The 24,844-nt window shown below is 68.4% G+C and carries 25 protein-coding genes; 15 read left to right on the top strand and 10 right to left on the bottom strand.

The annotated features are described in order from the left end of the window. Nucleotides 1–37: 37 nt before the first annotated feature. From MC375_RS04585 to MC375_RS04555, 7 genes are all read left to right on the top strand, one after another. The gene (locus MC375_RS04585) at nt 38–1,573 is read left to right on the top strand and encodes a family 43 glycosylhydrolase (RefSeq protein ID WP_242102123.1); all 1,536 of its coding nucleotides are present in this window, start codon (nt 38–40) and stop codon (nt 1,571–1,573) included. A 157-nt stretch (nt 1,574–1,730) separates the two neighbouring features. Continuing rightward, nucleotides 1,731–2,753: a LacI family DNA-binding transcriptional regulator gene (locus MC375_RS04580; protein WP_242102947.1), complete on the top strand. Its 1,023-nt coding sequence runs from the start codon at nt 1,731–1,733 to the stop codon at nt 2,751–2,753. Between the two features lie 164 nt (nt 2,754–2,917). Next, on the top strand, nt 2,918–3,766 hold the full coding sequence (gene kduI / locus MC375_RS04575; RefSeq protein ID WP_345779267.1) for a 5-dehydro-4-deoxy-D-glucuronate isomerase: 849 nt from the start codon (nt 2,918–2,920) through the stop codon (nt 3,764–3,766). Nucleotides 3,767–3,770: 4 nt separating this feature from the next. Continuing rightward, complete coding sequence (kduD, locus tag MC375_RS04570) at nt 3,771–4,529, top strand: 2-dehydro-3-deoxy-D-gluconate 5-dehydrogenase KduD (protein WP_242102122.1); 759 nt, start codon at nt 3,771–3,773, stop codon at nt 4,527–4,529. Nucleotides 4,530–4,558: 29 nt separating this feature from the next. Further along, nucleotides 4,559–5,032, top strand: coding sequence for a cupin domain-containing protein (locus MC375_RS04565; RefSeq protein WP_343223558.1), 474 nt, complete (start codon nt 4,559–4,561; stop codon nt 5,030–5,032). Between the two features lie 89 nt (nt 5,033–5,121). Further along, nucleotides 5,122–5,529, top strand: coding sequence for a hypothetical protein (locus tag MC375_RS04560; RefSeq protein WP_242102121.1), 408 nt, complete (start codon nt 5,122–5,124; stop codon nt 5,527–5,529). An 8-nt stretch (nt 5,530–5,537) separates the two neighbouring features. Further along, nucleotides 5,538–5,909 carry a hypothetical protein gene (locus MC375_RS04555; RefSeq protein ID WP_242102120.1) on the top strand — a complete coding sequence of 124 codons (372 nt, stop codon included), beginning with the start codon at nt 5,538–5,540 and terminating at the stop codon, nt 5,907–5,909. Between the two features lie 17 nt (nt 5,910–5,926). Here the strand turns inward: MC375_RS04555 and MC375_RS04550 are convergent, their stop codons facing one another. Continuing rightward, nucleotides 5,927–7,735, bottom strand: a complete 1,809-nt coding sequence (locus MC375_RS04550; protein WP_242102119.1) for an SLC13 family permease — start codon at nt 7,733–7,735, stop codon at nt 5,927–5,929. 112 nt (nt 7,736–7,847) lie between these two features. On the opposite strand from MC375_RS04550, the gene MC375_RS04545 reads away from it, so the two are divergent. Together MC375_RS04545 and MC375_RS04540 are read left to right on the top strand one after the other, a co-directional pair. Further along, entirely contained in the window at nt 7,848–8,633 is a 786-nt protein-coding gene (locus MC375_RS04545) for an ATP-binding protein (RefSeq protein ID WP_242102118.1), read from the top strand. Next, nucleotides 8,626–9,057 carry a response regulator gene (locus MC375_RS04540; protein WP_242102117.1) on the top strand — a complete coding sequence of 144 codons (432 nt, stop codon included), beginning with the start codon at nt 8,626–8,628 and terminating at the stop codon, nt 9,055–9,057. The genes MC375_RS04545 and MC375_RS04540 overlap by 8 nt, the downstream gene beginning before the upstream one ends. A 35-nt stretch (nt 9,058–9,092) precedes the next feature. Here the strand turns inward: MC375_RS04540 and MC375_RS04535 are convergent, their stop codons facing one another. Then, nucleotides 9,093–9,842, bottom strand: a complete 750-nt coding sequence (locus tag MC375_RS04535; RefSeq protein ID WP_242102116.1) for a 2OG-Fe(II) oxygenase — start codon at nt 9,840–9,842, stop codon at nt 9,093–9,095. 136 nt (nt 9,843–9,978) lie between these two features. Here MC375_RS04535 and MC375_RS04530 point away from each other — a divergent pair, with 136 nt between their 5' ends. Both MC375_RS04530 and MC375_RS04525 read left to right on the top strand, forming a co-directional pair. Next, nucleotides 9,979–11,178, top strand: a complete 1,200-nt coding sequence (locus tag MC375_RS04530) for an NIPSNAP family protein (RefSeq protein ID WP_242102115.1) — start codon at nt 9,979–9,981, stop codon at nt 11,176–11,178. A gap of 100 nt (nt 11,179–11,278) precedes the next feature. After that, entirely contained in the window at nt 11,279–11,974 is a 696-nt protein-coding gene (locus MC375_RS04525) for a YafY family protein (RefSeq protein WP_242102114.1), read from the top strand. 26 nt (nt 11,975–12,000) lie between these two features. On the opposite strand, the gene MC375_RS04520 is transcribed toward MC375_RS04525, so the two are convergent. Together MC375_RS04520 and phhA are read right to left on the bottom strand one after the other, a co-directional pair. Continuing rightward, nucleotides 12,001–12,333 carry a hypothetical protein gene (locus MC375_RS04520; protein ID WP_242102113.1) on the bottom strand — a complete coding sequence of 111 codons (333 nt, stop codon included), beginning with the start codon at nt 12,331–12,333 and terminating at the stop codon, nt 12,001–12,003. 115 nt (nt 12,334–12,448) lie between these two features. Beyond that, nucleotides 12,449–13,336, bottom strand: a complete 888-nt coding sequence (phhA, locus tag MC375_RS04515) for a phenylalanine 4-monooxygenase (RefSeq protein WP_242102112.1) — start codon at nt 13,334–13,336, stop codon at nt 12,449–12,451. Nucleotides 13,337–13,457: 121 nt separating this feature from the next. Between phhA and MC375_RS04510 the strand changes: the two genes are divergently transcribed. After that, nucleotides 13,458–13,931, top strand: a complete 474-nt coding sequence (locus tag MC375_RS04510; protein ID WP_242102111.1) for an Lrp/AsnC family transcriptional regulator — start codon at nt 13,458–13,460, stop codon at nt 13,929–13,931. A gap of 114 nt (nt 13,932–14,045) precedes the next feature. Here the strand turns inward: MC375_RS04510 and MC375_RS04505 are convergent, their stop codons facing one another. Then, nucleotides 14,046–15,707 (bottom strand): M28 family metallopeptidase, encoded by a 1,662-nt coding sequence (locus MC375_RS04505; protein WP_242102110.1) that lies wholly within the window; start codon nt 15,705–15,707, stop codon nt 14,046–14,048. Nucleotides 15,708–15,823: 116 nt separating this feature from the next. Here MC375_RS04505 and MC375_RS04500 point away from each other — a divergent pair, with 116 nt between their 5' ends. Next, nucleotides 15,824–16,465 (top strand): DUF2238 domain-containing protein, encoded by a 642-nt coding sequence (locus tag MC375_RS04500; protein WP_242102109.1) that lies wholly within the window; start codon nt 15,824–15,826, stop codon nt 16,463–16,465. Nucleotides 16,466–16,501: 36 nt separating this feature from the next. On the opposite strand, the gene MC375_RS04495 is transcribed toward MC375_RS04500, so the two are convergent. Both MC375_RS04495 and MC375_RS04490 read right to left on the bottom strand, forming a co-directional pair. Further along, on the bottom strand, nt 16,502–16,651 hold the full coding sequence (locus MC375_RS04495; protein WP_242102108.1) for a hypothetical protein: 150 nt from the start codon (nt 16,649–16,651) through the stop codon (nt 16,502–16,504). 101 nt (nt 16,652–16,752) lie between these two features. Beyond that, complete coding sequence (locus MC375_RS04490; protein ID WP_242102107.1) at nt 16,753–17,748, bottom strand: serine hydrolase domain-containing protein; 996 nt, start codon at nt 17,746–17,748, stop codon at nt 16,753–16,755. 165 nt (nt 17,749–17,913) lie between these two features. Between MC375_RS04490 and MC375_RS04485 the strand changes: the two genes are divergently transcribed. Continuing rightward, the gene (locus MC375_RS04485) at nt 17,914–20,253 is read left to right on the top strand and encodes a TonB-dependent receptor (RefSeq protein ID WP_242102106.1); all 2,340 of its coding nucleotides are present in this window, start codon (nt 17,914–17,916) and stop codon (nt 20,251–20,253) included. A 39-nt stretch (nt 20,254–20,292) separates the two neighbouring features. Here MC375_RS04485 and MC375_RS04480 read toward each other — a convergent pair whose 3' ends face one another. The 3 genes from MC375_RS04480 to MC375_RS04470 form a co-directional block, all read right to left on the bottom strand. Further along, complete coding sequence (locus tag MC375_RS04480; protein WP_242102105.1) at nt 20,293–21,276, bottom strand: NAD(P)-dependent oxidoreductase; 984 nt, start codon at nt 21,274–21,276, stop codon at nt 20,293–20,295. 72 nt (nt 21,277–21,348) lie between these two features. Beyond that, nucleotides 21,349–22,452 (bottom strand): glycoside hydrolase family 18 protein, encoded by a 1,104-nt coding sequence (locus MC375_RS04475; protein WP_242102104.1) that lies wholly within the window; start codon nt 22,450–22,452, stop codon nt 21,349–21,351. A gap of 115 nt (nt 22,453–22,567) precedes the next feature. Then, nucleotides 22,568–23,359 carry a rhomboid family intramembrane serine protease gene (locus tag MC375_RS04470; protein ID WP_242102103.1) on the bottom strand — a complete coding sequence of 264 codons (792 nt, stop codon included), beginning with the start codon at nt 23,357–23,359 and terminating at the stop codon, nt 22,568–22,570. 289 nt (nt 23,360–23,648) lie between these two features. Here MC375_RS04470 and MC375_RS04465 point away from each other — a divergent pair, with 289 nt between their 5' ends. Beyond that, complete coding sequence (locus MC375_RS04465) at nt 23,649–24,833, top strand: class I SAM-dependent rRNA methyltransferase (protein ID WP_242102102.1); 1,185 nt, start codon at nt 23,649–23,651, stop codon at nt 24,831–24,833. Nucleotides 24,834–24,844: the final 11 nt, after the last annotated feature.

Raw genomic sequence — 24,844 nt, 5'->3', positions numbered from 1 at the left:
ATTGCTTCCCGCGATCGGGATTTGGCTGCTCGGGTCGATGCTCACCGCCAGCGCCGCGCCGCCGCGCGATGCGGGCGGCTGGGCGCGCGGCATCGAAGGCCAGCGCCAGGCCGACCTGGGCGATGGCAGCTTCCTCAATCCGATCCTGGCCGGCGACCACCCCGACCCATCGGTGCTGCGCGTGGGCGAGGACTACTACCTCACGCTGTCGTCGTTCGATGCCTATCCCGGGCTGCCGCTGTGGCACTCGCGCGACCTGGTCAACTGGCAGCCGATCGGCCATGCCATAACCACCAGCGTCGGTTCGATCTGGGCGCCGGATCTGGTCCACCACGGCGGCCGCTACTACATCTACTTTCCCGGGCGGACCGATGCCGGCCGCAGCAATTACGTGGTCTGGGCCGACGACATCCGCGGGCCGTGGAGCGAGCCGGTCGATCTGAAGCTGCCCGATCACATCGACCCCGGGCATGCGGTCGGCGAGGACGGCAAGCGCTACCTGTTCCTGTCCGATGGCGACTACGTACAGCTCAGCGACGACGGCCTGCGCACGATCGGCGCGGTGAAGCATGCCTACGACGGCTGGCGCTATCCCGAGGACTGGGTGGTCGAGAGCTATTCGCAGGAAGGGCCCAAGATCACCCGCCGCGGCGACTGGTACTACATGATCACCGCGGTCGGCGGCACCGCCGGTCCCCCGACCGGACACATGGTGATCGTGGCGCGCTCGCGCTCGATCCACGGGCCTTGGCAGAACGCACCCAACAATCCCGTGGTGCGCACCCGCTCGGCCGACGAGCACTGGTGGTCGCGTGGCCATGCCACCCTGGTCGAGGACGTGGCCGGCCAATGGTGGGTGATGTATCACGGCTACGAGAAGAATTTCTGGACCCTGGGCCGACAGGCGCTGCTGGATCCCGTGGAATGGACCGACGACGGCTGGTTCGCGGCCAAGGGCGGCGACCTGAGCCGGCCTCTGCGCAAGCCGGCGGGCGAGGCGACAGGCGCGCATGGCATGGCCTTGTCCGACCGCTTCGACGGCCGCCAGCTGGGCGCGCAATGGGCGTTTTTCGATCCGGCACCCGGGGAAATGCAGAGGGCCACGCTGGATGGCGAGGCGCTGGTGCTGCAGGGCAAGGGCAGCGCGCCGCGCGACAGTTCGCCGCTGACGCTGATCCCCGGCGACCGCGCCTATGAGGTCGAGGTCGAAATGGAGATCGGCGCAGGTGCCATCGGCGGCCTGGTGCTGTTCTACAGCGACCGCCTCTATGCCGGCCTGGGATCCAACGGCGAGGCGTTTGTGATGCACCGCTACGGCGAGGAGCGTCCGGCGGAAGGACTGGCGCCGGGCAAGGGCGGCAAACTGTGGCTGCGGCTGCGCAACGATCGCCACATCGTCACCCTCCATCACAGCCGCGATGGGCGCCACTGGGAAAAGTACGGCGTGCAGATGGAAGTCTCCGGCTACCACCACAACGTCGCCGGCAAGTTCCTGTCGCTGCGCCCTGGCCTGTACGCCAGCGGCCGGGGCCGGGTGCGCTTCCTGGACTTCCGCTACCGGGCGCTGGACTGACGTGGCCTGCGCGCTTCGAGTGCGCACGCGCTTCGATGCCGGTTTCCCGCCGCCGGACCGGTAGAATCGGCGCCTGACACCGGTCGCCACGATCGCCATGGCCGCACGCAAGAAGCCTGTTTCTTCCAGCCCCCGCGCCCGCGTCGCGTCGGGCCGCATGCCCGATGGCAAGGTCGCCACCATCAACGACATCGCCCGGCTCGCCGGCGTGTCGAAGAAGACCGTTTCGCGGATCATCAACCATTCGCCGCTGGTGCGGCCGGATACGCGCGACAAGGTCGAGCTGCTGATGCGCGAGCTCGGCTACGTGCCCGATCCGATGGCGCGCGGGCTGGCGTTCCGGCGCTCGTTCCTGATCGGCATGGTCTACGACAACCCGACCGCGCAGTTCATCGTCAACATGCAATACGGCGCGCTCGATGCGCTGCGCGATTCCGGCTTCGAACTGGTGGTGCATCCCTGCGACAGCCGTAGCCCCGGCTATATCGACGGTGTGCGCCGCTTCGTCCAGCAGCAGAAGCTGCACGGGGTGATGCTGGTGCCGCGCGTGTCCGAGGACCAGGCGCTGGCGGACATGTTGCAGGAGATCGGCTGCCGCTACACGCGGATCGCCGCGGTGGCGCTGGACGAGCCTTCGCGCATGGTCATCACCCACGACCGCGACGGCGCGGCCGAAGCCGCCGACTACCTGCAGACGCTCGGCCACCGCGACATCGCCCTGATCACCGGGCCGGCCAGCTACCGCTCCGCGATCGAGCGCACCGGCGGTTTCATCGACGCCCTGTCCAGGCGCGGCATCGAACTGCCGAAGGCGCGCATCGTCGAGGCCGGCTACACCTTCGAGTCCGGCGTTGCCGCCGCGGAAAAGCTGCTCGGCGGCAAACGCCGTCCCAGTGCGATTTTCTGCGGCAACGACGAAATGGCCGCCGGGGTGTACCGGGTCGCGCTGCGCGACGGCATCAGCATCCCGCGCGAGCTGTCGGTAATCGGCTACGACGACAGTCCGCTGGCGTCCCGGCTGTGGCCGCCGCTGACCTCGGTGCGCCGCGACACCCGCGATACCGGCCGGATCGCGGCCGCGATGCTGATCCAGTCGGCCGAGGGCGCCGCTTCGCGCCCGGCGGCGAGCGTGCGTCCGCATCTGGTCATCCGCGACTCGTGCCAGCCGCCGGCCAGCTGAGCCGGACGGCTGGGACGGCCTTGAAATGCGATCAGGAGCGGGGTGCCGCGGGTATTGCGCAGTGCGAAATGACACCGGTTACCAGCGCGCGTAGAATGGCCGGCATTGACAACGAAAAGCGGCCCGACGACGCGTCGGTGCGGCAGCGACCGGGAGACCCCTGCGTGTACCAGAAGACCTACCACGCCACCCATCCCGGTGTGATGCAGGACGTCAGCAACGACGAGTTGCGCGACCTGTACCTGCTCGACGGGCTGTTCGCCGAAGACGCCATCCGCCTCAGCTATACCCATTACGAGCGGTTCGTGATCGGCGGGGTCGCGCCGGTGACCAAGGCGGTGGCGTTGCCGCGCCAGAGCGAGCCGGAATCGGCCAAGGGCCGTCCGTTCCTGGAGCGTCGCGAACTGGGCATCGTCAACGTCGGCGCCGGCCGCGGCACCGTGACCGTCGACGGCACCGCGCACGCGCTGGCACCGAAGGACGGCCTGTACGTGCCGATGGGCAGCGAGGAAGTGAGCTTCGCTTCCGACGATGCCGGCACTCCCGCGAAGTTCTACCTCGCGTCGACGCCCGCGCACGCGCGCTTCGAGGTCAAGCACATCTCGATCGACAGCGCCGTGCCGCTGGAACGCGGCGCGCTGGAAACCAGCAACGAGCGCACGATCTACCAGTACATCGTGCCCGCGACCTGCCAGTCCTCGCAGCTGCTGCTCGGGCTGACCATCCTCAAGCCGGGCAGCGTCTGGAACACGATGCCGCCGCACCTGCACGACCGCCGCTCCGAGGTTTATTTCTACTTCGACCTGGGCGAAAACGACCGCGTCTACCACTTCATGGGCCAGCCCGATGCGCAGCGCCATATCGTCGTCGCCGACGGCGAGGCGGTGGTGTCGCCGCCATGGTCGATCCACATGGGCTCGGGGACGCGCAACTACTGCTTCATCTGGGCGATGGGCGGCGAGAACCTCGATTACACCGACATGCACGTGCTCGACATCTGCCAGCTGAAGTGACGCCATGACCGACAATCCGTTCAATCTCGACGGCACGGTCGCCCTCGTCACCGGCGCCAGCCGCGGCCTCGGCCAGGCGATCGCGCTCGCGCTGGCCGAAGCGGGCGCCGACATTGCCGCGGTCAGCACCGGCGAGTCCGCCGCCACCGCCGAACAGGTGCGGGCGCTGGGCCGTCGTTTCCTCGCACTGCGGGCCGATCTGTCGACCCTCGAGCCGATCGCGCGCATCGTCGAGGATGCCGTCGCCGAACTCGGCGCGATCGACATCCTGGTCAACAACGCCGGTCTGATCCGGCGCGCAGATGCGGTGGACTTCACCGAGCAGGACTGGGACGAGGTCATCGACGTCAACCTCAAGAGCGCGTTTTTCCTGGCCCAGGCGGCAGGCCGGAAGATGATCGCGGCCGGTCGCGGCAAGATCATCAACATCGCCTCGATGCTCTCGTTCCAGGGCGGCATCCGCGTGCCGTCGTATACGGCCAGCAAGAGCGGGCTCGCCGGCATCACCCGCCTGCTGGCCAACGAATGGGCATCGAAGGGCGTCAATGTCAACGCCATTGCGCCGGGCTATATGAGCACCGACAACACCGCGCAGCTGCGCGCCGACGAGGCGCGCAACCAGGCCATCCTCGACCGCATCCCCGCCGGACGCTGGGGTGAGCCACGCGACCTCGGCGGCGCAGCGGTGTTTCTGGCCTCGCCCGCGTCGGACTACGTCAACGGCGCGATCATCCCGGTCGACGGCGGCTGGCTCGCGCGCTGACCTGCCGGCAGATCGCAGAGATGTGGACGATGAACCCTTCCCGGAGTCGGCCGTTTCTCGCAGCCACGATCCTCGCGATCGCGGCGTTTTCCGTAGGCTCGGCCGCATCGGCGGCGCAGGCGCCCGCTGTTCCGCCAAGCGGCGAGCGCAGCGATTCGTACGTGCAGCAGGCGCGCGACATCGCCATCGAACAACCTGGCCCGCACGAAGGCAGTGGCACCACCACCGCGTATCCGTTCTTCGAGAACGCCAGCGGCTTCGACATCGTCTTCCGCCAGCGCGCGCTGCATCCCGGGGCCAGCATCGGCGAGCACCGCAACGACAAGGACGAGATCTACTACGTCCTGTCCGGACGCGGCGAGCTGCTGCTCGATGGCCAGCGCCGCGAAGTCGCGGTGGGCGACGCTGTGCTGACCCGTGATGGCAGCACGCACGCGCTGTTCCAGCGAGGCGAGGAGGATCTAGTGATCATCGTGGTCTACCGCAAGCGCCCACAACCCTGACCGCACCCGCGCGGCGCGGTGGCCGAAAGCGGTGGCTCCGGCGACACGCGCTTGGCATGATGGCCGCCGACTTCACGTGGAGCGGCGCCATGCGCAAGGCCCTGCCGACGATGGTGTTCGCCACGGCATGTCTCGCGCTGCCGGCACGGGCAGATCAGTACTCGTACGTCACGGTGCAGCAGGCGGCGCAGGCCATGCAGGTGCTGGCGCGCAACCAGGTCGTGCATGGGTTCTGTGCGCCGTGCGGAGACCAGGCTTCGCAACCCTCGCGCGTTGAACGGGTGGAGATCGGGCGGATCTGGGAAGGCCAGAGTGCCGAGCCTTACCAGGCGTCGGATGGCAAGACCTATTGGCAGGTCTATCTCAACGACGCGCCCGTCGACCTCGCCTATCTGTATGTCGCCAGCGGGGACGGATGGGTAAACCTGGCCCTGCAGCTGGGCTTGCCTGCATCGGATGTGCCGCGGCGATTGGACGCGGCACAGACCGGCCGCTGACGCGCGGCATGTCCGGCCAACCGGCGCCACGCAGGCAGATCTGGATCGTGCCCGGCCGCGCGTATCCCGGCTGGGGCTGGGTTGCGGCCACGGCGGGGCTGTGGCTGCTGTTCGCGCTGCTGTTGCTGGCGATCGGCGAGTTGCAGCGCGGGTTCGATCAGGGCGCCGTAACGCGGATCGCGCTCGGCTACTACGCCACCGCTGCAGCGGTGGTGTTCGTCGCGCTGCACGCATTCGTGCGCCGCCCCTGGGCGCAGCAGCTCGCGATCGTGTCGAGCGTGCCGATGCTGCTGCTCTTCCCGGTCGGCACCGTGGTCGCGGGTCTGGCCCTGCGCGCGCTGCTGCGTCACCGGGCGTTCTACGAGGTCGGGCGCAGCTGACGGCTGCGCGCGAACGGCTAGACGCCACCCCACAGCGTCGGCAGCAACGACTCGCCCAGCCACAGCCAGCGCGCCATCCAGGCGCTGACCAGGCCGATCAGGACCGTCAGCGGCAGGCCGATGCGCAGGAAATCGCCGAAGCGGTACTGCCCCGGCCCGAGGATGAGCAGGTTGCCGTGATGGCCGATCGGGGTCAGGAAGGACGCGACCGCGCCCAGCGCCGTGCACACCACGAATGGCGTGGGCGGCAGGCCCAGCGACTGCGCCAGCGAGATCGCGATCGGCCCCAGCAGCACCGTGGTGGCGGCATCCGACATCACCTGGGTCAGCAGCGCGGCCACGCTGAACATCACCAGCAACACCGCCAGCGGGCTCCAGCCCGCCACGACCTGCAGCAGCCCGCTCGCGAGCAGGTCGGCGGTGCCGGTCTGCTCCATCGCGATGCCGAGCGGAATCACGCCGGCGATCATCACGAAAATGCGCACATCGATTCCGCGATACGCCTGCTCGATGTCGAGACAGCGCGTGGCCACCATCGCCACCGCGCCCAGCAGGAAGGCCAGCGGAGGCGACAGCCATTCGGTGGCCGCGGCCAGGATCGTTGCGCCCAGGATCACCAGCGCCAGCGGTGCGCGCACCCGCCGCTGCACCTCGCCGGCAAACGGCACCAGCATCAGGAACCCATGGTGCGCGGCGAGTTCGGCGAAGCGCGCGGTCTTGCCCCAGAGCACCAGCAGGTCGCCTTCGCGCAGGCGCGCATCCGACAGGCGCAGGCCCATCGAGCCGTCGCGCCGCCACAGGCCGGCGATCACCGCGTGGAAGCGTCGCGAGAAGTCCAGCTCACGTACGCTGCGGCCGATGAATTCCGAACCTGGCGCCACCACCGCCTGCACCAGCTGGGCTTCGCCCTCGCCGGTGACGGTATCGCCGAAGCGCGCGACCGCATTGAGGTCCAGGCCCGGATCCTTGTGCAGGGTCATCAGATCGTCTGCGGCGGCTTCCACCAGCAGGATGTCGCCCGCCAGCAGCGGGCTGGTCGCGCCCAGGTCCTTGCGCAGTTCGCCTTCGCGTACCCAGCCGATCAGGCGGAAGGTATCGCCGAACGCCTTCTGCAGCTCGCCCAGCGTGCGCGTGTTCCAGCGCGATTCCCTCACCACCAGCAGCTCGGTGCGGTAGCGGTCCAGGCGCAGGTAGCCGCCGTCGTCGTGCTCGCCGCTGTGCTTGGGCAGGACCCACTTGGCCAGCAGCATGTAGGCGATACCGACCAGCACCAGGGCGATGCCGATGGGCGTGATCGAAAAGATGCCCAGGCCCTCGGCCCCGGTGCGCTCGATCAGATTGTCGGCCAGCAGGAACGCCGGCGCGCTCACCAGGGTCAGCGTGGTGCCGAGCGAGGCCGCGAGCGACATCGGCATGAGCAGGCGCGAAGCCGGCAGGCCGGCCTCGCGCGCGTGGCGCAGCACGATCGGCAGCATCATCGCGGTGACCATCACGTGGTGGGTGAAGGCCGACAGCGCCGCCACCGCTGGCATCACCACCGCCACCCCGCGCGCCTCGCTGGCCCCGGCCGCGCGTCCGATCCACAGGCCCAGCCGCTCGGTGATACCGGTGGCGGCCAGTGCCCCCGAGATCACGAACACCGCCGCGACGATGATCGCAGGCTCGCTGGCGAAGCCCGACAGCGCCTGTTTCGCGTCCAGCACCCGGGTCAGCACCAGCGCCAGCAGGATCAGCATCGCGGTCACGTCCACCCGCAGCCGCTCGCTGACGAACAGGTACAGTCCGCCGGCGAGGATCAACAAGAATGCGAGCTGCTGCCAGTCCATCGCCGCATTGTGCGTGAACAGGGGGGCAGGCGCTTGACCCTGCGTCCACCTGACCTACACACATGGCTTTGGACACTGGCCGGCACGCGGGGTAACCCCGGACCCTCGAGTCATGCGCAACCCCACCCACAACCAGGCCGCCGCCGGCACGCTGCCGGACGCCGAAGCGCGTGCGAGCGCGGCCGAAGCCGCTCTCGAAGCGCAGCTCCATCAGCAGCACGCGCTTTCGCAGGGTCTGGCGCACGATCTGCGCGCCCCGCTGCGCGCGATCGACAGCTTCGCGGTCCTGGCCGGGCAGCACGCCAGCGGCATCGACGATGCCGGGCGCGATTACCTGAAGCGCATCCGCGATTCGGCCGCGCGCATGGGCGCGATGCTGGACTCGCTGCAGGAACTTTCCTCGGCCGGTCGCGCACCGCTCCGGTTCGAGCAGGTGGACCTGAGCATGCTCGCCGACTGGGTCGGCGCCGAGCTGCAGGACGCCCACCCAGGACGCGCCGCGCAGATCCAGGTGCGCCCTGGCCTGTCCGTGCAGGGCGACGAGCACTACCTCAAGCGCATGCTGGCCCAGCTGATGGATAACGCATGGAAGTTCTCTGCGCCACGCGAGCGGGTGGAGATCGACGTCGAGGGCGAACGGATCGGCGAGATCGTGCAGCTGCGGGTGCGCGACCGCGGCGTCGGCTTCGACATGCAGTACGCCGGCAAGCTGTTCGAGCCCTTTCAGCGGCTGCACGGGGTCGATGAAGGGTCCGGCGCGGGCCTCGGTCTCGTGATCGCCCAGTGCATCGCGCAGCGGCACGGCGGACGCATCCGCGCCGAGTCGGCGGTTGACGCGGGCAGCGTGTTCCATGTCGAACTGCCGGTCATGCAGGAAGGAGCGCCCAGCGGTGGATAAGGACATTCTGTTGGTGGAAGACAATCCGGACGATGTCGAACTGACCCGGATCGCTTTCTCCGAAGCCAAGCTGGACTCGCGCCTGGAGGTGGTACGCGACGGCGTCGAGGCACTGGACTACCTGTTCGCGCGCGGTGCGCATGCCGGCCGGGATCCGGCCAAGCTGCCCTCGATCGTGCTGCTCGACCTCAACCTGCCCAAGGTCGACGGTCGCGAGGTGCTGCAGGCGATCCGGGCCAACGAAGCCACGCGCAGCCTGCCGGTGGTGGTGCTCACCACCAGCACCGAACCCTTCGACGTGGATGCCAGCTACGCGCTCGGCGCCAACAGCTACATCCGCAAACCGGTCGATTTCGAACAGTTCGTATGGGCGGTCAAGCAGGTGGGGCTGTATTGGCTGGTGCTGAACCATCCGCCCGAGTAGCCACTGGCGAAAAGCCGAGCCCGCCCCGCCTGAGGTCAGCGCGGCGGCGCGAACAGCTGCTCGGCGCGCTGGAACAGGATCCAGCTGGTGGCGATGAACTTGTCTCCGCCGCCGGGACGGTTGCCGCGATGGGTATGGGTGAAGGCGGTCGGCGCGATCAGCAGGTCGCCCACCGCCGGCTTGATCCTGCGCTGCTGGAACAGGAATTCGGTTTCGCCCGCGTCGAACGCGTCGTTGAGGTAGATCGTCCATAGCAGGTGCCGATGCAGGGTTTCGCCGCTGGCATCGCGGGGATACAGCTCGCAGTGCCAGTAGGGATAGCCGCCTTCGTCGGCCTGGTACCACTGCAGATTGATCGCGCCCGGGCGCAGGCATGTGCGCACCAGTTCGCCCAGGCCGGCGTCGTCCATCGCGGACACGTCTTCGGCCGACAGGCGTCGGGGCGCGCCGTCCACGCCCGGCTTCTGCAGCATCAGCGGCGCGATCAGCGCCTGCGGATACTTGCGCAGATAGGCCAGCAGGCCGGCATACACCGCCACGTTGAGCGACTGGTCCACGTCGCGCCAGTCCGCATTGCCGGTGATCTGCACGTCGCGGCTGTGCTTGAGTTCCGGAAACACGCCGCCTCCGACGCGCCCCGGCTGCAGGGCGTCACTGCGTTGGCGCATGCGCGCCACGATCGCCGCGCAGGTCTGCGCATCCAGCGCACGCGGATAGACCTCGATGAAGTCCGCCAGGCTCGGGCTGGGATCGCGGCTCGGGGAACTCGGCGCCGGCGTGGGCATCGGCACTCCTGTGCGGGAAAGCGGACATTCTCGCCGAAGCCAGCCGGCTGCTGACAGCAGGTTGGCAGCAGCCCGGGCGCACGCTGCGATCCCGGCCCTGGCCGGCCCCGTCCCCAATCAATTCCGGAACCGATCCATGCCCGCACGCGACGGACGCCACGACTTCGATTTCATCCATGGCCGCTGGCAGGTCCACAACCAGCGCCTGCGGCAACGGTTGGCCGGCAGCAGCGACTGGGAGCTGTTCGAGGCGCAGGACGAATGCCGCCCGCTGCTGGGCGGGGTCGGCAACCTGGAGGAGTTCCACACGGACTGGGACGGCGGCTACGAAGGATTGGCCCTGCGGCTGTACGACCCCGCCGCGTCCGAATGGCGCATCCACTGGGCCAGCAACCGCAGCGGCAGGCTCGATCCACCGGTCGCCGGACGCTTCGAGAACGGCGTGGGCACGTTTTATGGAAACGATGTGCACCAGGGACAGCCGGTGCGCGTGCGCTTCGAGTGGAGCCACGCGAGCACCCACGGTGCGCACTGGCAACAGGCGTTCTCGGTGGATGACGGCGCCACCTGGGAAACCAACTGGCATATGTGGTTCCGGCTCCTGGGCGACGACGGGCGCCTGGTGCACGAGGACAACGTGATCGAGCTGCGCCAGTACGCGCTCCAGCCGGGCCAGCGCGAGGTGTTGATCGAGCTGTTCGAGCGCGAATTCGTCGAGACCCAGGAAGCGGTCGGAATGCACGTCATCGGCCAGTTCCGTGACCTGGACGATCCGGACCGGTTTGTCTGGCTGCGCGGCTTTGCATCGATGGACGCGCGGCGCGAAGCGCTGCAGGCGTTCTACTTCGGCCCGGTGTGGCAACGCCATCGCGAGCAGGCCAATGCCACGATGATCGACAGCGACAATGTGCTGCTGTTGCGCGCGGCCGCTGCCGACGCGGGCCTGATGCCGACGGCGGCGCCTCGCCCTGCCATCGGTGCTGCCGCGTCGGCCGGCGCGCTGTGCCTGGGGATATGCTCGCTGGACGCGTCGGCGGAACTGGGCTTCGCCCTGCGGTTCGATCGCCAGCTCGCACCGCTGCTGCAGCAGCATGGCGCCAACCTCATCGCCCGCTACGTCACCGACGCAAGCGCCAATACGTTCCCCCGCCTGCCGGTGCGCGAAGACGTGCGCGTGTTCGTCTGGATCGCACGCTTCGACGACGTGGCGCAGATGGATACGCATCTGCAGGCGCTGCGTGCGAGCCCGGCCTGGGCCCAGGCGCTGGGCGATGGCCTGACCGCGCCACCACAGATGTTGCGGCTGGTGCCGACCGCGCGCTCGGAACCGCGTTGAGCCGGCATGATCGGAACAGGCATGATTGGAGCAGGCATGACCGGCTGGCGGCAATGCGAAAGTCGATTGAACCTGCAGCGGAGCCATCCGATCATGCCGCATGCGCCGAGCCGACCGCCTATTCCTGATCATCCACGCACTGCGTGGACGCCGGTCCGCACAGCCCGCGCGCCGGATCGCCGAGACGTTGGGCGTGTCGCTGCGAACGGTGTACCGCGACATCGCCGACCTGCAGCTGTCGGGCGTGCCGATCGAGGGCGAGGCCGGCGTGGGCTACGTGTTGCGCAAGGGCGCGGACATCCCGCCGCTGATGTTCAACGCCGATGAACTCGAAGCGCTGGTCGTGGGCACGCGCTTCGTGCGCGCGTTCGGCGGCGAGCGATTGGGCAGGGGGGCCCGCGCGGCCCTGCTGAAGATCAATGCGGTGCTACCGCCGGACCTGCGCGAGCGCGGCCGGCGCACGCGGATCTTCGCGCCGGAACTGCCCAATCGCATCGAAGCGACCGGCCTGATCGACCGGCTGCATGGCGCGATCCAGGCGCGCACAGTGCTGCTGCTCGACTATCGCGACCAGCACGAGGCGGTCACGCGCCGCGAGGTCGAGCCGCTATGCCTCGCGTTCTGGGGCGGCAGCTGGACCCTGGGCGGCTGGTGCCGCCTGCGCGCGGACTTCCGCAGTTTTCGGCCCGACCGCATCGCGACCCTGGCCGAGACCGGGCAGAGCTTCGAGGACGACAGGACGCGGGGGCTGGAGGCGTATCTGAGATCGGTCGGCGCGGAGCCGGACGAACGCTAGGCGCGCGGTTCCCGGTGCCGGCGGCCTCAGGCCGCGCTCGATTGCAGCTGCGTGGTCGCCATACGTTGCAACGTGGCGGTGAGGGTGCGTTGGCTCATGTCGAGCATCATCAGCGGCGCGGACGGCTCGGCGGCGTCGAGCACGCGTTGCGCCGCCTCCACCACGTCTTCCACCAAGGTCACCGACTCGCCGCCCAGCAGCGCGCGCAGGCTGCGCAGGTGCCCGAGCAGCAGCTTGTCGAATTCCGGTGAACTGCCCCCGCCGGCCGCGCGGCGGACCTGCGACAGGGTCTCGTCCAGCAGCGCCAGCGCATGCAGCAGCTCGTCCGCATGGGGAACCGGAGTGGCGTCGGGAAACATGGCGGCGCTCGCAGAAGGCGGGAAGGGCATGTTCGGAAGCCCGGCGTGACTGCCCGGTGACCGGCCGCGACCGCCGTTCAGCTGTCGCTGGGGCGAGGACGCGGCGGGAAATCCGCTAGACGTCCCCGTCCGTCGCCCAGCCTTCGCCACTGCCGCGATGAAGCACGGTGTCGCTCGCGAGCACCTCGCCCGCGGGCACGGACCCCTGCTCGGCCAGCCGCGCGTAGATCGGGGTGAAGTCCGGCGCGGTGGCTTCCATCAGCTGCTGGAAGCTGTCGATGACGAAATAGGTCTTCTGGAACGTGTCGATGCGGTAGCGCGTGCGCATGATCCGTTCCAGGTCGAAACCGATCCGGTTGGGCGCATCGCTTTCCAGCGCGTGGATCGATTCGCTCTTGGAGGAGACGATGCCGCTGCCATAGATGCGCAGCCCGTCGGCTTGGCGGATCAGCCCGAACTCGACCGTGTACCAGTACAGCCGGGTCAGGGCTTGCAGCGCATCGGCGCCGATCCCGTGCGCCTTCACCCCGCCGCGCCCGTAGGCCGCCATGTAATCGGCGAACAGCGGGTTCATCAGCAGCGGCACGTGACCGAACAGATCGTGGAACAGATCCGGTTCCTCGATGTAGTCGATCTGGTCGGGGCGGCGGATCCACCAGGTCACCGGGAAGCGCCGATTGGCCAGATGGTCGAAGAAATCCAGTTCCGGCAGCAGGCCTTCCACCCCGATCAGCCGCCATCCGGTCGCGTCGCCAAGCACCCGGTTCATGTCGGAGAATTTCGGGATCCGGTCGGGGGTCATGCCCATCGTGTCCTGCGCCTGCAGGAACTCATCGCAGGCGCGGCCGACCAGGACCTCGCGCTGACGCTGGTAGAGCCGGCGCCAGACATCGTGATCGGTGGCGCTGTAGTCGCCCCACGGTTGTTCGATGACGCCGGTGGCGTACACCGGCACCTTGCCCTTGTCGGTCTGCAGGTTCTCGACGCGGCGCGGCTGGTTCATGGACGTGCTCCCGGAGATAACTGCAATCTAGCGCGCCGCCGGCACAACATGGTTGCAAGATTGCGCTTTATGCCGCTTGTGGCGCAACATTCTTGCGCGTAACCATGGAAACCCGCCCGACATGGCCGAATCGACGCTGGATCGCACCGACTTGTTGCTGCTGGCGCAGCTGCAGCGCAATGGCCGCCTGACCAATGCGGAGCTGGCCGAGCGCGTGCACCTGTCGCCTTCGGCCTGCCTGCGCCGGGTCCAGCGGATGGAGCGCGACGGGATCATTGCCGGCTACCGCGCCGAGGTCGACGCCGAGCGTCTGGGCCTGGGGCTACAGGCCTTCGTCCGCGTGCAGCTCAGCCGGCACGACGCCGAGGCGGTGGCCGCGTTCGCGCGCTTCGTCAACGAATGGGACGAGGTGGTCGCCTGCCATGCGCTGACCGGCGACATGGACTACCTGCTGCAGGTCGTCGTGCGCGATCTGGACCATTTTTCGCGCTTCCTGCTCGACCGCCTGCTGGGCCAGTCGGGCGTGGCCGACGTCAATTCCAGCTTCGTGCTGCGCACGGTCAAGGCCTTCGGCGGCATGCCGCTGCCGCAGTGACCATCCCATCCCCGCATCCTGCTGTGGGAGCGGCTTTAGCCGCGATTGCCTTCGTGCCTGAACCAACCAGACAGCCGAAAAACATTCGCGGCTAAAGCCGCTCCCACGGGCGCGCTACTTCGCAAATTTGTCACCGAAGAAATCTCCGCGATTCCAGGTCGGCCGCGCCGCGGCGTCGCCGACGATGCGCCCGATGCGCGCATTGAGCCGGGCCAGGCGCGCCGCGTCGCGATAGGCGATCGGCAGGTCTGCCTGGTCGCTGGGCTGGTGGTAGTGCTCGCGCAGGAACTTGGTGAAGGCCAGCCTGGGGTGGCGTGTGCCGTCGGCGCTGATGGTGCCGCCGAGCAGATACACGGCAGGAATCCCGGCGCGGATGAAGGGATACTGATCGCTGCGCACGAAGATGGTTTCCTCGGGGAACGGATCTGGCGTCAACAGAACGCCGACCTCTTTCGCCGCCGTCTCCAGCGTACCCTTCAACGAGGAATGTTCCACCCCGATCGGCACCACGTCGGTGCTCGGCGCCAGCAGCACCGGCATGTCCAGGTTGATGTTGGCCACCAGCGAATCCGAGGCCACCGTGGGATGGGTGGCGAACCACTCGGCCCCCAGCAGGCCTTTCTCCTCTGCGGTCACCGCGACGAACAGCAACGAGCGCCTGGGTTTGTCCGCCGCCGATACCAGTTCGCGCGCGGCTTCCAGCATGATCGCCACGCCCAGCGCATTGTCCAGCGCGCCGTTGTAGATCGGATCGCCGTTGACCGGCGCGCCGACGCCGAGGTGATCCAGGTGCGCGGTGTAGACGATATGTTCGCCGGCCAGCGCAGGATCGCGACCGGACAGCTTGCCGACCACATTGCGCGACTGCGCGGGCTCGATGGTCGTGTGCGCGGCCAGCTCCAGCGTCACCGGCAGCTTGAAGCCGCGCAGCGTGCCGTCGATGGCGGCTTGGAACAGTTCCGCGGACAGGTGGTCGCTGCCGTCGAAAAGCAGGTCGGCCGCTGTGGCCGGCACGCTCGCCACGACCGCAAGCTGGGGAAAGGTGTCGATGCCCTTGCCGTCTTTGCCGCGCAGGCGCATGCCGGGCTTGCGCCAGTTGTCCGCGCTGCGCGCCCACGGGGTGCGTGCCTCTTCCTGCGCGGTATTGACGAACACCGCGCCCACCGCGCCGCGCTCGGCCAGCGCACGCAGCTTCTCGCGGGTGGAACTGTAGTAGGCGCGGCGGTCGTGATCGAAGCGCGCCGGCGCGCCGTTGAACAGCACAGCCACCTTGCCCTTCACGTCCAGCCCGGCGAAATCGTCGTGCCGCAGTTCCGGCGCATGCACGCCGAAGCCCACGAAGATCGCAGGCGCGGAAACCTCGGCGCGGGCCTGCTCGAAGTTCAGCGCCGGCAGGAACTGGTCCTTGAAGCGCAGCGCGACCGTGCGATCGGGATGGACGATCGCCAGGCGCGCACCGGCCTGTTCGCGCCGGGCCTGGAGCAGCGGTACGGTCTGGAAGAACGACTCGCCGTCGCCAGCCGGCTGCAGGCCGATCGCGCGCATCCGCCCGGCCACGTATTCGGCGGCCTTGTCGTAGCCCGGGGTTCCGGCTTCGCGCCCCTGCATCGCATCGTCCGCGAGGGCGCGCACATCGGCTTCGATGCGGGCCTGGGCGCTGTCCGCCGCAGCGGGACCCGCGGCCGCGGGTCCCCCCGACGGCGCCTCGCGCGCACAGGCGGCCCCCAGCAGCGTGAGCAGTACAGGGGCGGCGACAGCCAGGGCGATACGGCGCATGGAGAGTTCCAGAAACAGTGCGGGTGAGACGCTACACGGCGAGGTCTCCGCCGACAATGTGCGATGCGTGCACCCCGTCGTATGCTGCGTTGGGCGCGCCGCCACAGGGGACCACGATGACCGCGATGCCGATCGCACTGCCGCCGTCGCGGCCCGAGCGCATCGCGCTGCTGATGCTCGTGATCGGGGCCTTGCTCGTCTCGGCGGTCGCACCGAAGGACCGCATGACCTGGCTGCTGGAAACGGTATGGGTGATCGTCGCGATTCCGGTCATCGCGTTGAACTGGCGCCGCTTCCCGCTCACCCGCCTGTTGTGCTGGCTGCTGGTGGCGCACGCGCTGGTGCTGATCCATGGCGGCGCGTACACCTACGCCGAAACGCCCGCCGGCTTCTGGCTGCGCGATATGGCGGTGGGCGCCGGCCTGGAGATCGAGCGCAATCCCTGGGATCGCGTCGGCCACTGGATGCAGGGCTTCGCGCCCGCGATCCTGGCGCGCGAATTGCTGCTGCGCCTCACTCCGCTGCGGCGCGGCGGCTGGCTCGTCTACCTGGTGCTGGCGGCCTGTCTGAGCTTCTCCGCATTCTTCGAATTGATCGAGTGGTGGGCCGCACTGGCGTTCGGCGCCGACGCCGATGCCTTCCTCGCCACCCAGGGCGATGTGTGGGACACGCAGTGGGACATGTTCCTGTGCCTGGCCGGCGCGATCGTGTCGCTGCTGCTGTTTTCGCGCCTGCACGACCGCCAGCTCGGAACGTAGCGCACGCCCACAATCGCGGCCCCGCGCGTTGCGCATTCAATGACGCTTGAAGTACTGCACCTCACGCTCGTGCTGCTCCGCTGCGGCACGGTTGGGGAACGTGCCCAGGTTGCGTCGCTTGCCGGTCTTGGGGTTGGGCCTGCGTGAATACAGACGGTATTCGCCGCTCTTGAGCTTGCGGATCATGGCGTCGTTCCGCGCGGGCCTCCGAGTGTGCACGCGGCCGCTTCATGCCGCTGTGAGCGAGGCGCCACGACGGCGCGGCACGGCAAGGGGCATGATAACGATCAGCGGTACAGAGCCGCAATCTTCAGCGCCAATCCGTAGGGTTCTGGATCGTTGCGGTTGCTGAGCACCACCACCGCAAGCCGTTCCTTCGGCCAGCGCACGATCACATTGCGGAAGCCGATGGTCTCTCCGGAGTGCCAGAGCGCATCGCCATGGATGCGCCAACCGTAGCCATAACCCTCGACATCGGCTTCGTCACGGACCGGGGTTTGCACCGAGAACGCCGCGCTGCGCGAGGCATCCGAAAGCAGGCGGTCGTCGTACAGCGCGGCGTCCCACTTCGCCAGCTCGTCGATCGAGGCGTAGATGCCGCCGTCGCCGAGCACCGCGCTGGTGGAACTCTGGTCGGTCCGCAGCCAGCGGCCGTCTTCGAAGCTGTAGCCATACGCGCGTTCGGCCACCTGCGACACGCCGTCCTCGAACGCCACCGCGCCACGCATCCCCAGCGGCGCGAAGATCCGCTCGCGCAGGAAGCTGGCGAAATCCCGCCCCGACGCCCGGCCGACCACCAGCGCGAGCAGCGCGTAACCGCTGTTGCTGTAGCGGTAGTCGCTGCCCGGTGCGAAGTACAGCCGGTCCGCCCCTTCGAGCAGGCGCAGTACGTCGGCGTCGTGCACCTGCACCGTTGTGTCCGCCGCCATCAGGCCCTCGTAGTCGACCAGACCCGAGGTGTGGGTGAGCAGGTGGCGCAGCGTCACGCCGCGAGCCGCCGGTGGCAGCGACGGCAGCCATTTCGCCACCGGATCCTCGAGCGCCAGCCGGCCGTCCTGCGCCAGCAGCAGGATCGCGGCGGCGGTGAACTGCTTGCTGACCGAAGCCAGGCGGAAGCGGGTGCCGGGTCCGACCGCGGTCCCGGATTCGAGGTCGGCCAGGCCGTAGCCGCGCCGCGCCACCGGCTCGCCGTCGCGCAGGACCAGCACCGCCGCGCCGGGCACGCGGCCGGCGTAGTCCTGCATCAACGCGTCGAGCGGATCCGGGCCGGGCGCAGCGGGCATCGACGGAACTCCGGCGGCGCAGGCGCCCAACAGCAGCGGGAGGAGGAGGGCGGCGCCGCGCATCGGAGCGGATTCTATGCCGTGCACCGGACCTCCCGCGCGCGTCATCGATCTGCAACAATGCGGCATCGCAGCATCCGCTGCGCCGTCCCGGGGAATCCAAGCATGTCCGCACGCCGCCTGCGCGCCACGCCGCGTCCGCTCGCCGTTGCCGTACTCGCCCTGCTGCCACTGATGGCGGTCGCCCAGACCACGCCGGAGTCCACCGACGCCGCCGTGCCGCAGACCGTCGACCAGCCCGCCGACACGCAGGAGCGCGCGGCCACGCTCGATACGGTGCAGGTGACCGCGCAGCGCAGGGTCGAGAACATCCAGGACGTGCCGGTCTCGATCAGCACGGTCAGCGGCGAGAAGCTCGACGTGCTCGCCTCCGGCGGCACCGACGTGCGTTTCCTGTCCGGGCGCGTGCCCAGCCTCAACATCGAGTCCTCGTTCGGCCGTGCCTTCCCGCGCTTCTACATCCGCGGCTACGGCAACACCGACTTCCGCCTCAACACCTCGCAGCCGGTGTCGCTGGTGTACGACGACATCGTGCAGGAAAACCCGATCCTCAAGGGCTTCCCCCTGTTCGACATCGCGCGCGTGGAAGTGCTGCGCGGCCCGCAGGGCTCGCTGTTCGGGCGCAACACCCCGGCCGGCGTGGTCAAGTTCGATTCGGTGCGCCCGTCGCAGGAGTTCGACGGCTACGCCAAGGTCGGCATCGGCAGCGACAACCTGTGGAACGTGGAAGGCGCCGTCGGCGGCGGCCTGACCGATACGGTGTCCGCGCGTGCATCGGTGCTGTTCCAGCGCCGCGACGACTGGGTCGAGAACACCTTTGAGGGTCCGAACGACGGCTTCGAGGGCTACGACGAATCCGCAGGACGCGTGCAGTTCCTGTACGAGGGCGAGAGCTTCGAGGCGCTGTTCGGCGCGCACGCGCGCCACCTCAACGGCACCGCGCGCCTGTTCCGCGCCAACATCTTCGAACCGGGCACGAACGATTTCGTCGACGGCTTCGACGAGGACGAAGTGGCGGTGGACGGCTACAACCATTCCGAACTCGACAGCCAGGGCGCGAATGCGCGCCTGAGCTGGGACCTGGGCGGAGTCAAGCTGTATTCGATCACCGGCTACGAGTCGGTGGAAACCTATAGCCGCGGCGATATTGACGGCAGCGCCGGCCCGTACTTCACGGCGCAGGTTCCGTTCGCCTCCGAGACTGCCGACGGTATCCCCGAGCATTCGCAGTGGACCCAGGAGTTCCGTCTGGAATCGCAGTCGAGCGGTCCGCTGAACTGGCAGGCGGGCTTGTTCTATTTCAAGGAAGACTACGACGTCGAGAGCTTCAGTTACGACTCGCTGGCCGGCGGCGCGCAGGACGGCTACCAGCGGATCAACCAGACCAACGACGCCTGGGCGGTGTTCGGTGCGCTCACCTGGCAGGCTACCGATAAGCTGGAGCTGCGCGCGGGCATGCGCTACACGGTCGACGACAAGGACCTGGACGTCGAGGAATACTGGAATACCGGCTTCGCGCCGTGCATCGGGCCGACCCTGGGCATCATCCCGGGCCCGCCCAAGTGCACGCTGGCGCAGCTCCTCGCAGCCGAAGGCGCGGGCGGGAGCCTGTCGGCCTCCACCGAGGACAAGAAGTTCAACTGGGACCTGTCGGCGGTCTACGCGCTCAACGAGGACGTGAACTTCTACGGACGCGTCGCCACCGGCTTCCGCGGCAGCAGCATCCAGAGCGCCAGCGCATTCAACAGCAAGTCGGTGGCTGGACCCGAGACCGTGCTCTCGTTCGAAGCCGGCATCAAGGCCGATCTGTTCGACAAGCGCGCGCGCCTGAGCGCCGGTGTGTTCCATTACCGGGTAAAGGACCAGCAGCTGACCGCGGTCGGCGGCAGCGGAAACGCCAACATCCTGCTCAATGCCGAGAAGTCGATCGGTCAGGGCATCGAGTTCGATCTCGAGGCCTATCTGACCGACAGCCTGCTGGTCACCCTGGGCAGCAGCTACAACGACACCGAGATCCAGGATAGCGATCTGGAAGTGGCCCAGTGCGGTGCCCTTTGCACACCGCTCGACCCCCTCGGTCCCAATGGTGGTCGCCTCATCGACGGCAACCCACTGCCGCAGGCGCCCAAGTGGAACCACAACCTGACCGCGCGCTGGGGCATGCCCGCCGGCGCCGACGCCGAGTTCTACGTGTTCACCGACTGGGTCTACCGCAGCGAGGTCAACTTCTTCCTGTACGAATCGGAGGAATTCACCGGCAAGTCGCTGCTCGAGGGCGGCGTGCGGGTGGGATATTCCTGGGGCCTGGGCGATTACGAAGTGGCGCTGTTCGGCCGCAACATCACCAACCAGATCCGCGCGGTGGGCGGCATCGACTTCAACAACCTCACCGGCTTCATCAACGAGCCGCGCATGTGGGGTGCGGAGTTCAAGGCCCGGTTCTGACCAGCTCCGGAGGGCGGGCAGGTCCCGCCCTTCGCCGGTTCATTCGACCGGGTACAGACCGTCCTCGTAGGCGCGGGGGTGATAGCCCTTGATGCCGATCGCCTGCGCCAGCGGGCTGCGCGGATCCTCGCCCGCGCGCAGGCGCTCGAGCGCATGGGCGAAGTCGTAGCGCGGCCTCCAACCCAGTTCCTTGCGCGCCAGCGCATTGACGTACACCCGCTCGATCCCAGGGAACATCCGCCAGCCGCGGCGGGCATATTCGGCCTCGTAGCCGGGCACGCGGCGCGCGACCACGGTGGGCGCGTCGTGGCGCAGCTCGGCGCGGTCCTCGTATTCGAACGGCGTGGTGGCGCTGACGATGTAACGGCCGAAGCCGATCTCGGGGGCGTGCGCCAGCGCCAGCAGATGCGCGTCGGCCACGTCCTGCACGTCCACCCGGCGGTACAGCAGTTCGTTGGCCTTGATGTTGCCGTCGGCGTAGGCCGCACGCAGCGTGGGATCGTCGTCGGGCTCGGGGAAGAAGCGTGAGGTGCGCAGCACCACGCAGGGCAACCGCTGCTTGCGGTGGAACAGCCGGCACAGGTCTTCGGCCGCGGTCTTGGTGGCGCCGTAGATGTTCTTGGCCACCGGCGTTACCGCCTCGGTGATCCAGGCCGCGGGTTCGCCGTCAGGCGGCACCAGCGCATCGCCGAACGCACTGGTGGTGCTGGTGAAGACGAATGCGCCGACACCGTTCGCCGCGGCCTCTTCCAGCAGGTTCAGGGTGCCGCTGATGTTGGTGTCGACGAAATCCTGGCGCGCGTGCGTGGCCACGTGCGGCTTGTGCAGGGTCGCCGCGTGCAGCACACCCTCCACACCGCGCATGTGGCGTGCCACCAGCGCGCGGTCGGCAACCGAGCCGACCACATCGGTATAGGGCGAGGCTGTGATGTCGAGGGCGACCACCTCGTGCGCGGCGGCCCGCAAGGTGCGGACCAGCGCTTCGCCCAGATGACCCGCACTGCCGGTGACGAGAATCCGCATGCTCCGCCTGCCTGTGCGCCAGAAGCCGCGGATTCTAGCGGCGCGCGATCAATCGCTGTGCGGCAGTGGTGCTCAGGGTTCGGCCAGCGTTTCCCGCACGATGTCGAGGAGCATTTCGCCATCGTCCTGGTCGTGCTCCCAGTACATCACGCCGCCCAGGCCACGCGCCTTGGCGAAACGCACCTTGGCGCGCAGCGCCTGTGGGTCTTCGTAACTGACCATGCGCCGCGCCGACGCGTCCCAGAGCCAGGCCGCCTGCGCGGTGTCGTCCCAGTGGCGCTCGAAGCCCGCGTCGGCAAGGAATTCATTGCGGATCCGGTGCCAGGCCACGAATTCCACGTCGCCGCGATAGGGCTGGCCCAGACCGCTGTTGGCGGGCTCGACGTCGGTGAAGATCTTTCCGTAGAACGCCGCGCCCACATGCAGCTTGCGCGCAGGCATTCCGGCCGCCAGGAACTCGTCCACCGCCTGTTCGGTATTGCGGCTGCCGGGCGCCGCGGATGCGGCGCGATGCAGCCCGGCGTGATGGCCGGTGTGCGTGCTCTGGCTGCCGTAGAAGTCGTAGGTCATCAGGTTGATCCAGTCCAGCAGCGGCACGATCCGGTCGATGTCCAGCCCGCGCGCGCCTTCGCCGTCCGCCGCGGCGATGGTGAGCAGGTAATGGCGGCCGCTGCGGCCGGCCTCGCGATTCAGCGCACGACGCACCGCCTGCAGCAGCAGCGGAAACGTGTCCCGGTCTTCGGGCCGGTGGCTGATGCCGGGGCCCGGATGCGCCGGGTATTCCCAGTCGATGTCCAGGCCATCCAGATCGAAGCGCTGCAACAGCGCAACCGCAGTCCTGGCGAAACGCCTGCGCGCGGTGGAGCTGGCAGCCGCTTCGGAGAAGTTGCCAGCGCCCCAGCCGCCGATCGAGAGCAGCACCTTCAGCCGCGGATTGTGCCTGCGCAGTTCAACGATCCTGCGCAGACGCGCGGCGGTCGCCTCGTGCGGCAGGAACACCCGATGGCGTGGATCGACGCGGGCGAAGGCGAAATTGAGCGCATCGAGCTTGCTCGCATCGATGGCCGGCAACGGATCGCGATCAGAGACGTAGCCGACGATGCGCATGGGTTGCGCCGCTGCATCATCGGCGGCGATCGCCGGCGCCAGCGTGGCGGCGGACCACCCCAGCATCATCCAGACAACCAGGCGTCGCAATCCCGGCCACGATCGTCTTCGCATCTGCACGCATCTCCGCTCGCCACGACCCAACCCTACCGCATCGCCGCGGACCACGGCTGCAGACGCTGTCTCACTGCGGATCTTTCTTGATCGACGGAAATGCCAGCACGGTTCCGCGTCGCGCATCGGCGCCGTCGCCGCGCTGCCACAACACCGGCACGTCCTGGGGACGCGCCGGTTCGTAGGTATCGCGCTCGGTAATGGCCGCCTGACGCGCCAGTTCTTCCTCGATCTCCCAGCTGTACTTGCGGCGCGGCGGCGCCGGATCGACGCGCCGGAACAGCCAGGCCGCGATCAGTCCCGCGACGGCGCCACCCAGGTGCGCCTGCCAGGAGACGCCGGGCTCGCGCGGCAGGATGGTCAGCAGCATGCCGCCGTAAAACAGGAAGGCCAGCATCGCCGCGGCGATTGCCGGCCGGTCGCGGCGCAGCAGGCCCAGCGCGAACACCAGGAACATCAGCCCATGGGTGAGCCCGCTGGCGCCCAGATGGCGGCTGCCGGCATCGCCCAGCAGCCACGCACCCAGGCCCGAACCGATCCACAGCAGCGGCAGCGCGCGCAGCGTCGCCTTCGGATAGGCGGTCAGCGCCAGGGTCCCGAGCATCAGCAGCGCGATCGCATTGGCGATCAGGTGCTCGGGCGAGCCATGCAGCAGCGGCGAAGTCAGTACGCCGAGCAGGCCGGACATCGACTTGGGCGCGATCGCCAGCGCATCCCAGGCGACGAAATGCTGCGCGGTGAACACCGCACACAGCAACAGCACGAAGGCGAGGCTGGCGTTGAACGCACGCAGCAGGCGCCTGCGGTCGGCCTTGCGCTGCTCGGGGGTGTCAGGGGGAGACTCGGGCGTGTCCAGGTGCATGCAGGACGAGGTGGCGGCGGCGGATTGGTTTGCAAGGGCCTTGGCGGCACCGTTCGCCCGGAACGTAGCGGAGCGAAGGCAGTTTGGTCTGCAAAGGCGTTCACGGCACCGTTCGTCCTGAGGCGTAGCGAAGCGAAGTCGAAGGGCGTCCCTCGCCGGGTCGTCGTGGCAACCGACAGCGAACGGAGCTGCGCAGAAGCGCCCTTCGACTTCGGCGCTTTGCGCCTACGCTCAGGACCGAGAGATCCCTATGGTCAGATTCCATCGGCCCGGAACGTAGAATGCCCGCATGAACGAGGTCATTCCCACCATCCGCCTGCGCAATGCCTGGCGCTCCACCCATCCGTGGATCTTCCAGAAGCTCATCGACAAGCCGGTACAGCGGCCCAAGCCGGGCTCGATCGTCGATGTGACCGGCAGCGACGGCGTCTGGATCGGCCGCGGCTTCTACAACGGGCATTCGCGCATCGCGCTGCGCGTGCTCGAACACGATCCGGACGTGGCGATCGACGCCGCCTGGTTCGCGGCGAAGATCGGCGAGGCCGTTCGGCTGCGGCGCGAACTGCTGAAGCTGGATGAAGTCTCCGACGCCTGGCGCGTGGTCCACAGCGAGGGCGATAACCTGAGCGGCCTGGTCGTGGACCGCTACGCCGATCTGCTGGTGGTCGAGTTCTTCAGCGCCGGTATGTACCGCCACCGTGAATGGATCTACGAAGCGCTGCGCGCGCAGTTCCCGGGGTGCCGCTTGCACGCCTTCGCCGACGAGCACGTGCAGAAGCAGGAAAGCTTCGACTTCAAACCCTGGAACAGCGCCGGCTCCGGAGCGGCAGCGCCTGCAATCATCACCGAGCATGGCATCCGCTTTCGCGCCGATCCCGCGGGCGCGCACAAGACCGGCTTCTTCGCCGACCAGCGCGAGAACCGGGAGTGGCTCTCGCGCCAGTGCGCGGGCAAGCGCGTTCTCGACCTGTGCTGCAACACGGGCGGCTTCGGCGTGTATGCGGCCGTGCGCGGCGCAAGCGAGGTGGTCGGCATCGACATCGACAACGACGTACTGGAGATCGCGCGCGGCAACGCGAAGCTCAACGACGCCAGGATCCGCTTCGTGCAGGCCGACATCTTCCCGTGGTTGCGCGATGCCGCTGCGCAGGGCGAACAGTTCGACGTGGTGATCCTCGATCCGGCCAAGATGACCCGCGACCGCGAGCAGGTGATTCCTGCGCTGAAGAAGTACCTGGACATGAACAAGCTGGCGCTGGCTACGGTGAAGCCGGGCGGCCTGTTCGCCACGTTCTCCTGCACCGGCCTGGTCAGCGAGGAACAGTTTCTCGACATGCTGCGCCGGGCTGGTTACTACGCCGGGCGCACGCTGCAGGTGCTGAAGGTGTCGGGCGCAGGCGCGGACCATCCCTGGCGCGCCGACGTGCCCGAATCGCGCTATCTCAAGGCGGCGTTCTGCCGGGTGCTGGACTGACGGTTGCCGGT

The organism is Lysobacter sp. M2-1 (assembly GCF_022662495.1).
Lineage (GTDB): Bacteria > Pseudomonadota > Gammaproteobacteria > Xanthomonadales > Xanthomonadaceae > JAKPBU01.
Note: the sequence above shows the minus strand (reverse complement) of the source record. Positions and strands in the feature narration are given on the sequence as shown.